Here is a 13,808-nt window from a genome sequence, read left to right on the forward strand (position 1 = left end):
GTGGCGCACTCGCCGGCACAATCGCCGGCGGCGCCCGTCGCGAACGGGATGCGGCCTCCAGGCGTGGTCAGCTGACCCGCTCAAGCACGAGCACCGGATACAGCTCGACCCAGCCGTGGGTCGGTACCAGCGCTGCCAGTTCCCTGGCCTGCTCGGGGCTCGAAGCCGTGAAGCTGTAGAAGCCGCTCACCACTTCGCGCGTCTCACCGAACGGACCGTCGGTGAAGACCGGAGTGCCTCCCGCGCGTGGAGTGATCTTGGTCGCCACCGAGACCGACTGCAGTGCGCTGCCGCCGAGGATCTTCTCGCCGGCCGCCGCCACTGCCTCCTGGAAAGCCCCGTGACCGGCCATGCCGGCCTGGATGGCCTCTGCGGACATCTCCCCCGGGTTCCAGTCGGGCTCGCGGATGAGGACCACATACTCTTCGGACATGATGTCTCCCTACGTCTCGCGCTGATCGCGCTTTCTGATGTGAACACCAGTACGACGTAAGCCTCCCGCAGAAATCGACAGGCGGGCCGAAAATCTTTTCAGGACTCGGTGATGTCGATCTCGTGCATGAGGTCGGCGTCGATCGCCACACGCACCTTCTCGAGCAGACCCTCCGGGATGCGCGAATCGACCGTGAGCACGCTGAGGGCCTTGCCTCCGGCTGCGGTGCGGGCGATCTGCATACCCGCGATGTTGATCTCCGCCTCGCCGAACTCGTGGCCGTAGACGGCGACGATGCCAGGACGGTCGTCGTAGATCATCACGATGAGGTGCTCCGCGATCGGGACCTCGACGTCGTAGCCGTTGATCTCGACGATCTTCTCGATCTGCTTGGTGCCGGTGAGCGTTCCCGAGACCGAGATCTGCGAGCCGTCGCTGAGCGCGCCGCGCAGGGTGATCAGATTGCGGTACTCCTCGCTCACCGAATCGGTGAGCAGGCGCACCTCGATGCCGCGCTGCTCGGCGAGCAGCGGCGCATTCACGTACGAGACCGTCTCACTGACGATATTGGTGAAGATGCCCTTGAGCGCCGCCAGCTTGAGCACGCTCACGTCGTAGTCGACGAGCTCGCCGCGGACCTCGACGTCGACGCTGGTCAGCGGGCTGTGCGACAGCCCGGAGAACACCTGGCCGAGCTTCTCCACGAGCGGGATGCCCGGGCGCACGTACGGATCGATGACGCCGCCGGCGACGTTGACCGCATCCGGAACCAGCTCGCCCGACAGCGCGAGGCGAACCGACTTGGCGACGGAGACACCGGCCTTCTCCTGGGCCTCGTCGGTCGAAGCGCCGAGGTGCGGGGTGACGACGACGTTCTCGAGCGCGAGCAGCGGCGAGTCGGTGGGCGGCTCGCTGACGAAGACGTCGAGGCCGGCACCGGCGATGGACTTGGTCGAGAGGGCGCGGTACAGCGCGTCTTCGTCGATGAGCCCGCCGCGCGCGACGTTCACAATGAACGCGGTGGGCTTCATCAGCGCGAGCTGGTCGTCGCTGATCATCCCGGTGGTCTCGGGGGTCTTGGGCATGTGGATCGTGATGAAGTCGGCTTCGGCGAGCAGCTCGTCCAGTGTCACCAGCTGCACACCCAGCTGCTGCGCGCGGGCCGAGGTCACGTACGGATCGAAGGCGATCACCTTGGTGCCGAAGGCCTGCAGACGAGCGGTGATGAGCGCACCGATACGGCCGAGGCCGATGATGCCGACGGTCTTCTCGTAGACCTCGACGCCCGTGTACTTCGAACGCTTCCACTGACCCTGCGCGAGCGCATTGTGGGCGGCGGGGATGTGACGGGCGAGGCTCAGGATGTGCCCCACGGTCAGCTCGGCGGCCGAGACGATGTTCGAGGTCGGCGCGTTCACGACCATGACACCGGCGGTCGTCGCGGCCTTGATGTCCACATTGTCGAGCCCGACTCCCGCACGGGCGATCACGCGCAGCTTGGGCGCCGCGCCGATGACCTCCTGGTCGACCTTCGTGGCCGAACGCACCAGAATCGCGTCCGCGTCCACGATGGCGGAGAGCAACGCGGGACGGTCGGTGCCGTCGACCGCGCGGATCTCGAAGTCCGGCCCGAGGGCGTCGACGGTGGCGGGCGAGAGTTCTTCGGCGATCAGCACGACCGGCTTTGTCACGTGGCGGTTCCTTCGAATCGGAGCAGGCTTGGGAGGCGAGCGCCACGATCTATGGGGCGCGATCAGCACACACTCTACCGGCTGACGCGGGGTGCCCTCGCCCGCGTTACGCCCGATGTAGCGGCAGACTGGGGAGGGTGACCGTCTTCGAGATCGTTCAGCTCGTGCTGCGCATCGCGCTCGCCTGCGTCTTCGTCGTGATGGGCGTCGTGCACTTCCTGCCCCGACCTCGCAGAGTCATGGCCCGGATGATTCCGCCGCGGATGCGCAGGGATGGGATGCTGCGACCGTCTGTGCTGGTCGCCGTCACGGGCGTCTGCGAGATCGCCGGCGGCATCGGCCTGCTCGTCCCGGCGACGCGGGTGCCCGCTGCGATCGCGCTCGCCGTCTTCTTGGTCGCGGTGTTCCCCGCGAACGCCTATGCCGCCCGCCACCCAGAGGGTTTCGGCAGGCTCGCTACTCCGCTCGTCCCGCGCCTCATCGGCCAGCTCGTGCTGATCGCGCTGTGCATCATCGTCGCGCTCTGACGGGCGTCAGGACACCCGGAGCGCTGCGACGGCCTCCCGCACCACATCGGGTGACGTGACGTCGTAGGAGTCGTCTCCGCCGCCCGGCCCGCTGATCGTCCCGGTCACGGTTGCGCGCGCCGACAGGTGGACGGCGTCGACGCCGGTCGCGGCGATGGCCTGCAGGTCCACCACGCGCACGCCTCCCCCGGCCATCACCTGGATGCGGCCGGATGCTTCCGCGGCGAGGGCGGCGAGCATCCCGACACCGTCGACGCTGCGCGCTTCGCCACCAGAGCTCAGGATGCGCGTGATCCCGAGCCCGACGAGTGTCTCGAGGGCGCCGAGCGGGTCGGCCACCGCATCCATCGCCCGGTGGAAGGTCACGTCGACGCCGTCGGCCGCCTCGATGAGTCGCGCGGTCGCATCGACGTCGATGGCTCCGGATGCGTCGAGCGCACCGATCACGACGCCGCCCGCTCCGACCGCGACAGCACCGCGGATGTCGGCGATGGTCACGTCGAGTTCTTCGGGCGTGTAGACGAAACCGCCCCCTCGGGGGCGCACCAGCACGTGCACGAAACCGGGCCGTTCAGCCGCCTCGGCCTGCGCGACCGCTGCAGCGATCAAACCGGCCGAGGGAGTCAGGCCGCCGGTGCTGAGGGCCGAGCACAACTCGATCCGGTCGACACTGGCGTCGAGCGCGACACGCACGCCTGCCGGGTCCTGGACGGCGATCTCCACCGCGAGCGCCTGCTGCATGCGTTCCCCGATCTCGTACGTGTCGTGGTGTGGTGTGCGAAAAGCGCGGTCCGGTCGTGCCGAACCGCGCTCTTCGCGCTCAACGGTGCCCGATACTAGCGGGCGACCTCGCCGTCGACGTAGTCGTCGTCGTTCGAGGCGTTCCAGGCGAACAGCTTGCGCAGCTCGCGGCCGGTGGCCTCGATCGGGTGCTGCTCGCCCTTCTTGCGCAACGCGAGGAACTCCGGCGCGCCGGCGTCCTGGTCGGCGATGAACCGCTCGGCGAACGCGCCGGACTGGATGTCGGCGAGAACGGCCTGCATGTTCTCCTTCACGTGCGGGTCGATGACGCGCGGCCCGGAGACGTAGTCTCCGTACTCGGCGGTGTCGGAGACGCTCCAGCGCTGCTTGGCGATGCCGCCCTCCCACATCAGGTCGACGATGAGCTTGAGCTCGTGCAGCACCTCGAAGTAGGCGACCTGCGGCTGGTAGCCGGCCTCGGTCAGGGTCTCGAAGCCGTACTGGACGAGCTGCGACACGCCGCCGCAGAGCACAGCCTGCTCGCCGAACAGGTCGGTCTCGGTCTCTTCGGTGAAGGTCGTCTTGATGCCGCCGGCGCGGAGTCCGCCGATGCCCTTCGCGTAGCTGAGGACGAGCGGCCACGCGTTGCCTGTCGCATCCTTCTCGACGGCGACGATCACGGGAACGCCACGGCCGGCCTCGTACTCGCGGCGCACGGTGTGACCCGGGCCCTTAGGGGCGACCATGATGACGTCGACGCCCTCGGGAGCCTCGATGTAGCCGAAGCGGATGTTGAAGCCGTGGCCGAAGACGAGCGCGTTGCCCTCGCTCAGGTTGGGCTGGACGTCGTCGGCGTAGAGGTGACGCTGAACCTGGTCGGGGGCGAGGATGACGATGACGTCGGCCCACTTCGCGGCGTCCGCGGCGCTCAGCACCTGGAATCCGGCCTCTTCGGCCTTGGGCTTCGACTTCGAGCCCTCCTTCAGGCCGACGACGACCTCGACGCCCGAGTCGCGGAGGTTCTGGGCGTGCGCGTGTCCCTGCGAGCCGTAACCGATGACGGCGACCTTCTTGCCCTGGATGATGGACAGGTCAGCGTCGTTGTCGTAAAAGATCTCAGCCACTTGATGTTTCTCCTTGTTCGTGTGGTCTTGCTCAGTCAGTTCTTGAACACTCGTTCGGTGATGGACTTCGAGCCGCGGCCGATCGCGAGCAGGCCCGACTGCGCCATCTCCTTGATGCCGTACGGCTCGAGCACCTTCAGCAGCGCCTGCGTCTTGCCGCTGTCGCCCGTGACCTCGATCACGAGGGCGTCGGTGGCGACGTCGACGACGCGCGCGCGGAACAGGTTGACGGCTTCGAGCACCTGTGAGCGCGTGGTGTTGTCCACGCGCACCTTGATGAGCAGGTGCTCGCGCTGCACGGACTGCGCGGGGTCGAGCTCGACGATCTTGATCACATTGATCAGCTTGTTGAGCTGCTTGGTGACCTGCTCGAGGGGAAGCTCCTCCACATCCACCACGACGGTGATGCGGGAGAGGCCGTCCACCTCGCTCGTGCCCACCGCGAGCGACTCGATGTTGAAGCCGCGACGGGCGAACAGGCCGGCCACGCGGGTCAGCAGACCCGGTTTGTCCTCGACGAGGAGGGAAAGGACGTGCGTGCTCATCGGTTACTCCTCCTCGAACGCGGGGCTGTGGTCACGGGCGTACTGCACGTAGCTGTTGCTGACGCCCTGCGGCACCATCGGCCACACCATCGCGTCGGCGCTCACCACGAAGTCGATGACCACGGGGCGGTCGTTCGTCTCGAGGGCGAGCTTGATGGCGGCGTCCACCTCTTCTTCCTTGGTGACGCGGATGCCGAGGGCGCCGTATGCCTCGGCCAGCTTCACGAAGTCCGGGATGCGCACCGTGTCGTGCCCGGTGTTGAGGTCGGTGTTCGAGTAGCGGCCGTCGTAGAACAGCGTCTGCCACTGGCGCACCATGCCGAGCGACGAGTTGTTGATGATCGCGACCTTGATCGGGATGTGGTTGATCGTGCAGGTGGCGAGCTCCTGATTGGTCATCTGGAAGCATCCGTCGCCGTCGATCGACCAGACGATGCGGTCGGGTTCGGCCACCTTGGCCCCCATCGCGGCCGGGACCGAGTAGCCCATCGTGCCCGCGCCGCCCGAGTTGAGCCAGGCGTTGGGTCGCTCATACTTGATGAACTGCGCCGCCCACATCTGGTGCTGTCCGACGCCGGCGGTGTAGATGCCTTCCGGTCCGGTGAGCTCGCCGATGCGCTTGATGACGTGCTGCGGGGAGAGCAAACCGTCGGTCGGCTGGGTGAACCCGAGCGGGAACTCCTCGCGGAGCCCGTTCAGGTAGGTCCACCATTCGACGGTGTCGGGCGTGGTCTCCCGGCTCGCCTGCTGGAAGGCCGCGGTCAGATCGACGATGACGTCCTTGGCATCGCCGACGATGGGGACGTCGGCGACCCGGATCTTGGAGATCTCGGCAGGGTCGACATCGACGTGCACGATTTTCGCGTTGGGTGCGAACAGGGCGGTGTTGCCCGTGACGCGGTCATCGAACCGCGCACCGAGCGAGACGATGAGGTCGGACTCCTGCAGGGCGAGCACCGCGGGCACGGTGCCGTGCATCCCGGGCATGCCCAGGTGCTGCGGGTGGGAGTCGGGGAAGGCCCCGCGCGCCATGAGCGTCGTGGTGACGGGCGCGCCGGTCGCTTCGGCGAGTTCGAGCAGTTCCTTCGACGCCTTCGAGCGGATGACCCCGCCGCCGACATAGAGGATCGGCTTCTTCGCCTCGACGAGCAGCTGCGCCGCCGCGAGGATTTGCTTGCCGTGCGCCTTGGTGATCGGGCGGTAGCCGGGCAGGTCGATCTTCGGCGGCCAGACGAAGGGCACCTTGTTCTGCTGCGCGTCCTTGGTGATGTCGACCAGAACCGGGCCGGGGCGACCCGTTCCGGCGATGTGGTACGCGGCCGCGATCGTCGACGGGATGTCGGCGGCATCCTTCACGAGGAAGGAGTGCTTGGTGATCGGCATGGTGATGCCGACGATGTCCGCCTCCTGGAAGGCGTCCGTTCCCATCAGCGTGGAGAACACCTGTCCGGTGATGAAGACCACCGGCACCGAGTCCATGTGAGCATCCATGATCGCCGTGACGAGGTTCGTGGCGCCGGGGCCGCTCGTGGCCATCGCCACGCCGACCTTGTTGCTCGCCGACGCGTAGCCCTCTGCTGCGTGACCCGCGCCCTGCTCGTGGCGCACGAGCACGTGACGGATCTTGGTGGAGTCCATGATCGCGTCGTAGATCGGGAGGATCGCACCGCCGGGGAGTCCGAAGACGTCCCGGACGCCGAGCAGTTCGAGCGTGCGGACCACGGACTGCGAGCCCGTGAGGATTTCTGGTGACGCCTTACCGGCGGGCGTCGCGGATGGCAACACGGTACTTGGTTCCGAAGACATGTGTGGGAGTGTCCCTTGGTACGAAACGGATGATGCGGAGAGCGCAAGCTACCCCGTGATCGCGCCCTCCGCAGCGGAGTGCACGAGCTTGGAGTATTTTGCGAGAACGCCACGGGTATAGCGCGGGGGCAGCGGAGCCCAGCCGTCGCGGCGGGCGGTCAGCTCAGACTCGTCGACAAGTAGGTCGAGGGAGCGAGCCGCGATATCGACCCGTATCAGATCACCATCGCGCACGAAGGCGATGGGACCTGCGTCCACCGCTTCGGGTGCTATATGGCCGATGCAGAGGCCGGTTGTGCCGCCCGAGAATCGTCCGTCCGTCAATAGTAGTACATCCTTTCCGAGCCCTGCGCCCTTGATGGCGGCGGTGATGGCGAGCATCTCGCGCATCCCCGGGCCGCCCTTCGGACCCTCGTAGCGGATGATGACGACGTCTCCGGCCGAGATCGTGCCCTCGGTGAGCGCATCCATCGCTGCGCGCTCGCGTTCGAAAACGCGAGCGGGACCCTCGAAGACCTCGGCGTCGAAGCCCGCGGTCTTCACGACGGCGCCCTCGGGAGCGAAGGAGCCCTTGAGGATCGTGATCCCGCCGGTGGCGTGGATGGGGTTGTCGAGCGTGCGCAGCACCTCGCCGTCGGGCGCGGGCGGGTTGATCTCGGCCAGGTTCTCCGCGACGGTCTTGCCCGTGACGGTGAGGCAGTCGCCGTGCAGGAGGCCCGCATCCAGCAGCGCCTTCATGACGACGGGGACGCCGCCGTGGCGATCGACGTCGTTCATGACGTACTTGCCGAACGGCTTGAGGTCGCCGATGTGCGGCACCCGGTCGCCGATGCGGTTGAAGTCGTCGATCGTGAGGTCGACCTCGGCCTCGCGTGCGATTGCCAGGAGGTGCAGCACCACGTTGGTCGAGCCGCCGAACGCCATCGCCACTGCGATCGCGTTCTCGAACGCCTTCTTGGTGAGGATGTCACGGGCAGTGATGCCGAGCTTGAGCAGATTGACGACGGCCTCGCCGCTGCGGTGCGCGAAGTAGTCCCGACGGCGGTCGGCCGAGGGCGGGGCGGCCGAGCCCGGGAGGCTCATCCCGAGAGCCTCGGCGACGGATGCCATCGTGTTGGCGGTGTACATGCCACCGCAGGCACCCTCGCCCGGGGCGATCGCGCACTCGATGCGCTTGAGGTCTTCTTCGCTCATCTTGCCGGCCTTGCACGCGCCGACCGCCTCGAAGGAGTCGATGATCGTGACGTCCTTCTCGGTGCCGTCCGAGAGCTTCACCCAGCCGGGCGCGATCGAACCGGCGTAGAGGAACACGGCCGAGAGGTCGAGGCGCGCTGCGGCCATGAGCATGCCGGGCAGCGACTTGTCGCAGCCCGCGAGAAGCACGGTGCCGTCGAGGCGCTCGGCCATCATGACGGTCTCGACCGAGTCGGCGATCACTTCACGCGACACGAGCGAGAAGTGCATCCCCTCGTGGCCCATGGAGATGCCGTCGGACACCGAGATCGTGCCGAACTGGAGCGGATAGCCGCCACCGGAGTGGACGCCCTCTTTCGCGCCCTGCGCCAGGCGGTCGAGCGAGAGGTTGCACGGCGTGATCTCGTTCCAGGAGCTCGCGATGCCGATCTGCGGCTTCTCCCAGTCGGCGTCGCCCATGCCGACCGCACGGAGCATCCCGCGGCTGGTGGTGGCTTCGATTCCGTCGGTGACAACGCGCGAGCGCGGCTTCCAATCGATGTCAGGCATGGGACAACTCTAGAACGCTTGGGATGCCGTTCCGTTCATGCGACCGGACGGCCTCAGCCGCGCGCTTCGCGGGCGCCCGCGAGGAGGGTCAGGAGCGTGGCGATGGCCTTCTCGTCGGAGACCCGGAACTGGGCGGCGGTGTCTCCCTCGCCGACCTTGATGCCGACGTCGCCGTCTTCGGGACGCAGCACGAGGAACCCGTCTTCGTCGGTCACGTCGTCGCCGGCGAAGAGCACGGCCGTCGCGTGGGTGTACTCACGGAGGCGCTCGATTCCGTCGCCCTTGTTCGCGCCGCGCACCGAGAACTCGATGATGTCCTTGCCGTCGCGGATGGTCAGCTGGTCGCTCACGGCCGCGGCCGCTTCGTATGCCGCGGCGACCACCTCCGCACCCGAGCCGTGCTCGAGCTTGCGGTAGTGCACCCCGAACCCGACCGGCTTGACCTCGAGACGCGTTCCCGGGTTGGCCTTGACGAGCGCGCCGAGCACCTCGCCGAGGCGGGTGAGGGTGTCGAGCTCGTCGACGCTGAGGTCGAGGGAGACGCCGTCGCGGCCGAACCGGATCTCGACACCGTGGGAGCCGATGAGCAGTGCGTCCTCGTCGGCCTCGGTGACGATCTCGAGGCTCGTCAGCGGGCGGCCCGAGACGTAGGCGACCCACGTGTCGGGCAGCTTCTCGAGGCGTTCGAGCGCTGCCTTGGATTCGGGGAGCGCGCGGGCCGATTTCGGTTTGTCGACGAACGGGGCGAGGGTGCCGTCGAAGTCGAGGGCCAGCAGCAGACGATCGGCTTCGGCGAGCTTCTTCAGGCTCTGGGCGAGAGCGACGGCGGCTTCGGTGGATGCGGGACGTTCGGTGTCGGTCATGCTGCTTTCACGTGGTAGGAACGGTCGGTGGAGGGCGGGTCGGACCTCAGCGCCGGTTGACGGGCGGGTTCTGGAGGGGATGGTCGCCGTGTGCGCTGCGCGTGAGAGCGTCGAGGAACGAGGCGGACCACCGGGCGACGTCGTTCGTGAGAACCCGCTTGCGCAGGGAGCGCATCCGTCTGGTCCGCTCGCGTTTCGGCATGGCGACGGCCTGCAGGATCGTCTCTTTGAGTCCCTCGATGTCGTGCGGGTTGATGAGCAGCGCCTGGCGGAGCTCGTCGCTCGCGCCCGCGAACTCGCTGAGCACGAGGATGCCGTCATCGTCCACGCGCGTAGCCACGTACTCTTTCGCGACCAGGTTCATTCCGTCGCGCAATGCGGTGACGAGCATGACGTCGGCCGCCAGGTAGAGCGCCACCATCTCCTCGCGGGGGTAGCCGTGGTGCAGGTACGAGACGGCGGTATGGCCGAGCGTGGCGTAGTCGCCGTTGATGCGCCCGACCGTCAGCTCGATCTCATCGCGCAGCTGGCGGTAGGTCTCGACCCGCTCGCGGCTGGGGCTCGCGACCTGGATGAGTGCCACATCCTCGACGGAGATCGACCCCTCGGCCAGCAGCTCGCCGAACGCCTTGAGGCGGTGACCGATGCCCTTCGTGTAGTCGAGTCTGTCGACGCCCAGCATGATGGTCTTCGGGTTTCCGAGCTCCTCGCGGATCTCTCTCGCCCGCGCCTGGATCTCCGCCCGCCGCGCCATCTCCTGGTACTTCTCGGCGTCGATCGAGATGGGGAACTGCCGCGCCAGCACCGTGCGCACGAGGCCGCCGTGCCGGTTGGTCGTCACGTGCCGATGCGATCCCGCCTCGGGATCGTCTGTGTCGATCGGGACCTCGATGATCGGGCCGCGCGTCTCGTACCCCTTGAGGCGGCGCACCGCACGCGAGAAGTTGCCCGCATCCGCCACACGCTGAAACCCGATGACGTCGGCACCGAGCAGCCCGTCGATGATCTGGCGGCGCCATGGCAGCTGCGAATAGATGCCGTACGGCGGAAAGGGGATGTGGTTGAAGAAGCCGATGACCAGGTCGGGGCGCACGGCGCGCAGCATCGCCGGCACCAGCTGCAACTGGTAGTCGTGCACCCAGACCACGGCGCCCTTCGCGGAGACCGCGGCGGCCGCATCCGCGAACCGCTGGTTGACCTTCACATACGAGTCCCACCATTCGCGGTGGTAGGTGGGCGGTGCGATGACGTCGTGATAGAGGGGCCACAGCGTGTCGTTCGAGAAGCCCTCGTAGTACTCCTGCAGCTCCTGCTCGGAGAGACGCACGGGGTGGATGCTGATGCCGTCGGCCTCGAACGGGTCGAACTCCTCGTCGGCGACGCCCGCCCAGCCGATCCAGATGCCGTCCTCCGCGCGCATGACCGGCTCGAGCGCTGCGACAAGACCCCCGGGAGACGGCCGCCAGGTGCCGTTTCCCTCGTCGTCGACCACTCGGTCGACCGGAAGGCGGTTCGAGACGATCACCAGATCGTAGCTGTCTTCCGAGGTCGATCCCGGGCTCGGGGAGGTGTGCGGCTGTGCTGAAATGGTGAGTCCTATCCGTCGCTGGCGTCGCGTCTTCACGCTGCTGCCCAGGGTACCAGCGTCGTTCATCTGAACGTCTGCTTGGCGTTCCCCGAATGGCCATGCCGTGTTCAGCGCGCGTGGCTAGAGTTGCCGCGATGATGCGCATCGGAATGAGTACGTCTTGCGTGTATCCGCTGTCGACGGAGCACGGATTCCGCCTCGCGCGACGGGCCGGCTTCGACGGTGTCGAGGTCATGGTCACGCGCGACGAGGTGACCCAGTCACCGGATGCGCTGCTCGAGTTGTCCGCCCGCTACGGCATGCCGATCCTCTCGATCCACGCCCCGGTTCTGCTGCTCACGCACTTCGTGTGGGGCCGTGATCCGCGCATCAAGCTCGAGCGGGCCGCGGACCTCGCCGCCGCCGTCGGCGCGTCGACGGTCGTCGTGCATCCCCCCTTCCGCTGGCAGTCGGGGTACGCAGAGGACTTCCTCGGCATCGTGCGCCAGACCGCCGCCGCCAGCCGGGTCGAGATCGCCGTGGAGAACATGTTCCCCTGGAAGCTTGCGGGCCGCTCGGTCGCCGCGTACTCCCCCGGCTGGAATCCGGCGGAGATGGACTGTGACGCGGTCACCCTCGACTTCTCGCACGCCGCTCTGAGCGGGTACGACTCGCTGGAGCTGGCGACGGCGCTCGGCGACCGGCTGCGGCATGTGCACCTCTGCGACGGCTCCCGCTCGGTCGACGAAGGACGCATCTTCGACGAGCATCTGCTGCCGGGCCACGGCGGTCAGCCGGTGGCCGAGGTGCTCCGGATGCTCGCCGACCGGCGCTGGTCGGGCAATGTGATCGCCGAAGTCAACACCCGCAAGGCGCGCACCGAGGAGGAACGGCTCGGGATGCTGACCGAGACGCTCGCCTTCGCCCGCGAGCACGCCGGCGTCGCCCGGCACCCGCGGTTCTCGCGCTCCCGGCGCGCACTCGCTGCGATGCTGCCGGTCCGGCGCGGCTAGCGGATTCCGCGCCCGCCTAGTTGACGGCGCGCCCGAGCAGCCGGACGAGCTCGGCCGAATACTCCCGGTACCCTGCGGCCGTCGGGTGGAAGGCCGTGATTCCGACGGTGTTCACCCAGGGCTTGGCCGACCCGATGCCATGGCCGTCGAAGTTGACGCCGACATAGGTGATCGGCACCCCATCGGCGCGCTGGTTGTCGACCGCGGCCTTGATGACCTCGTTGAGGCCGATCGTCGCAGCGTTGATGGCCGCGGCCGTGCCGAAGTCTTTCGCAGACGGGTCGGAGGCGTCGTAGAGGATCGCGTACCCGGTGACCACGATGCGCGCGTTCGGCGCCGCATCCGCGATCGCGCTGTACACCTGGTCGAGCCGGCCGGGCAGGACGTTCAGCAGGGAGAGCGCGGACGAGATGCCGTTGCGGCACGACTCCGACCGCCCCGCCGAGCAGTCGCCTGCGATCGCGGCCACCCCGAGGTCGTTGCCGCCGATGCTCACCGTGACGAGATCGGTGTTCGCGTCGAGCGGGAGCAGCTGCCGCTTGAGCAGATCGGCCGTGGTGGCACCGCTGCAGGCGGCATTGGTGATGAGATCCACTCCGGCGACGGCCGAGAAGACGTCGGGGTAGCTGTTGTCGCTCATGACGCATTTGCCCTGTTCGTCGCCGCCCCCCATCCCTGCGGCGAAACTGTCCCCGAGTGCGACGTAGCGCGTCGCCTCGGTGAGTGGCCGCTTCGGAAACGGTGGGAGGGTCGCCGTGGGTTGCGGTGTCGCTGTGGCGACGGCGCGCGGCTGCTCGGGCGTGTCGGTGCTCGCCGCCCAGGCGATGGCGCCGACGCCCGCGAGCGCGCCGACGGCGACGACGGCGACGATCGGGATCAGAAGAGTTCTGCGTCGCATCCGCGATACTTTACCGCCGCATCCTTGACGCCGGCTCGATGCCCGCTCGATGCGCGCTCGACGCCGGCTCGATGCCGACGGCCGGTCGCCGGCGCGATTCAGAGCGGTTCGGTGAGTGCGAGCACGACGGCGGGCAGGCTCGCGCTGAGGCGCTCGGAGAACTTGCGCTCATCGCCTGCGAGCAGTGCGCGCGCCTCGCCGTTCGCGCACAGTTCGGCGATGACCCGAACACCCTCTTCGGGGTCGATCGTGAAGCGACGGGACGCCGACCGGAGAGCGTCGACGACGATCTCGGTGAGGTCTCGGAAGAAGCCGTCCTGATACTCGAGGAACGCGTTCGCGATGGCTGGATCGCGCAGGGCGAGCAGCAGGAACTCCGACTGCACCAGCCACCAGCGGCGATCGTCGGACTGCAGTTCGAGCACTTTCGTGATGATCTCGACGACCTCGCCGTCGCCGAGTTCTGCGCTCTGCCCGGCGAGCGGGGTGAGGAACTGAGCGACGCCGGCATTGAGCTGCTCGATCCTCAGAGTCTTCTCACGCTCCATGAGCGCGAAGAAGAGCTCCTCTTTGGTCGAGAAGTTGGAGTAGAACGCGCCGCGGGTGAACCCGGCCGCTTCGGTGATCATCTCGACGCTGGCCGCGTGAACGCCGTGTTCGGCGAAGATCTCGAAGGCTGCGTCCAGCAGGCGCGTCCGGGTCTTCTGCCGACGTGCCGATTCGGTCGGTGCGTCTTCTCCGAGAGCGGCCGTGCTGAGAGCTGACGTATCCAAGCTGAAACCTTCCTGAGTTCGTTTCGCATACACCAGTGTATTCGATACATTCGAGTATCGGATACGACGGTGTATCGAAATAAT

At 67.5% G+C, this 13,808-nt stretch carries 13 protein-coding genes; 2 read left to right on the top strand and 11 right to left on the bottom strand.

The features are described from left to right. Positions 1 to 67: 67 nt before the first annotated feature. Both ACFVV0_RS06190 and serA read right to left on the bottom strand, forming a co-directional pair. The gene (locus tag ACFVV0_RS06190; protein WP_387059822.1) at positions 68 to 433 is read right to left on the bottom strand and encodes a YciI family protein; all 366 of its coding nucleotides are present in this window, start codon (positions 431 to 433) and stop codon (positions 68 to 70) included. 98 nt (positions 434 to 531) lie between these two features. Next, positions 532 to 2,124 (bottom strand): phosphoglycerate dehydrogenase, encoded by a 1,593-nt coding sequence (gene serA / locus ACFVV0_RS06195; RefSeq protein WP_387059825.1) that lies wholly within the window; start codon positions 2,122 to 2,124, stop codon positions 532 to 534. Positions 2,125 to 2,261: 137 nt separating this feature from the next. Between serA and ACFVV0_RS06200 the strand changes: the two genes are divergently transcribed. After that, positions 2,262 to 2,651 (top strand): DoxX family membrane protein, encoded by a 390-nt coding sequence (locus ACFVV0_RS06200; protein ID WP_387059828.1) that lies wholly within the window; start codon positions 2,262 to 2,264, stop codon positions 2,649 to 2,651. 6 nt (positions 2,652 to 2,657) lie between these two features. Here the strand turns inward: ACFVV0_RS06200 and ACFVV0_RS06205 are convergent, their stop codons facing one another. The 7 genes from ACFVV0_RS06205 to otsA all read right to left on the bottom strand — a co-directional run bounded on the left by ACFVV0_RS06205 (position 2,658) and on the right by otsA (position 11,127). Further along, complete coding sequence (locus ACFVV0_RS06205; protein WP_387059831.1) at positions 2,658 to 3,392, bottom strand: copper homeostasis protein CutC; 735 nt, start codon at positions 3,390 to 3,392, stop codon at positions 2,658 to 2,660. Positions 3,393 to 3,487: 95 nt separating this feature from the next. Further along, on the bottom strand, positions 3,488 to 4,516 hold the full coding sequence (ilvC, locus tag ACFVV0_RS06210; RefSeq protein ID WP_387059834.1) for a ketol-acid reductoisomerase: 1,029 nt from the start codon (positions 4,514 to 4,516) through the stop codon (positions 3,488 to 3,490). A 35-nt stretch (positions 4,517 to 4,551) separates the two neighbouring features. Continuing rightward, on the bottom strand, positions 4,552 to 5,061 hold the full coding sequence (gene ilvN, locus ACFVV0_RS06215) for an acetolactate synthase small subunit (protein ID WP_387059837.1): 510 nt from the start codon (positions 5,059 to 5,061) through the stop codon (positions 4,552 to 4,554). A 3-nt stretch (positions 5,062 to 5,064) separates the two neighbouring features. Continuing rightward, on the bottom strand, positions 5,065 to 6,867 hold the full coding sequence (locus ACFVV0_RS06220; RefSeq protein ID WP_387059841.1) for an acetolactate synthase large subunit: 1,803 nt from the start codon (positions 6,865 to 6,867) through the stop codon (positions 5,065 to 5,067). A 48-nt stretch (positions 6,868 to 6,915) separates the two neighbouring features. After that, on the bottom strand, positions 6,916 to 8,610 hold the full coding sequence (gene ilvD / locus ACFVV0_RS06225; protein WP_387059844.1) for a dihydroxy-acid dehydratase: 1,695 nt from the start codon (positions 8,608 to 8,610) through the stop codon (positions 6,916 to 6,918). Positions 8,611 to 8,663: 53 nt separating this feature from the next. Continuing rightward, positions 8,664 to 9,473, bottom strand: coding sequence for a trehalose-phosphatase (gene otsB / locus ACFVV0_RS06230; RefSeq protein WP_387059848.1), 810 nt, complete (start codon positions 9,471 to 9,473; stop codon positions 8,664 to 8,666). A 46-nt stretch (positions 9,474 to 9,519) separates the two neighbouring features. Further along, complete coding sequence (gene otsA / locus ACFVV0_RS06235) at positions 9,520 to 11,127, bottom strand: alpha,alpha-trehalose-phosphate synthase (UDP-forming) (protein WP_387059851.1); 1,608 nt, start codon at positions 11,125 to 11,127, stop codon at positions 9,520 to 9,522. 68 nt (positions 11,128 to 11,195) lie between these two features. On the opposite strand from otsA, the gene ACFVV0_RS06240 reads away from it, so the two are divergent. Next, on the top strand, positions 11,196 to 12,053 hold the full coding sequence (locus ACFVV0_RS06240) for a sugar phosphate isomerase/epimerase family protein (protein WP_387059854.1): 858 nt from the start codon (positions 11,196 to 11,198) through the stop codon (positions 12,051 to 12,053). A gap of 16 nt (positions 12,054 to 12,069) precedes the next feature. Here the strand turns inward: ACFVV0_RS06240 and ACFVV0_RS06245 are convergent, their stop codons facing one another. Both ACFVV0_RS06245 and ACFVV0_RS06250 read right to left on the bottom strand, forming a co-directional pair. Then, positions 12,070 to 12,951, bottom strand: a complete 882-nt coding sequence (locus tag ACFVV0_RS06245) for an SGNH/GDSL hydrolase family protein (protein WP_387059857.1) — start codon at positions 12,949 to 12,951, stop codon at positions 12,070 to 12,072. Positions 12,952 to 13,049: 98 nt separating this feature from the next. Then, positions 13,050 to 13,724, bottom strand: a complete 675-nt coding sequence (locus ACFVV0_RS06250) for a TetR/AcrR family transcriptional regulator (protein WP_387059860.1) — start codon at positions 13,722 to 13,724, stop codon at positions 13,050 to 13,052. Between the last annotated feature and the right edge of the window lie 84 nt (positions 13,725 to 13,808).

Origin of the sequence: Leifsonia sp. NPDC058230 (assembly GCF_042882245.1) — a bacterium.
In the GTDB taxonomy this organism is placed as follows: Bacteria; Actinomycetota; Actinomycetes; order Actinomycetales; family Microbacteriaceae; genus Leifsonia.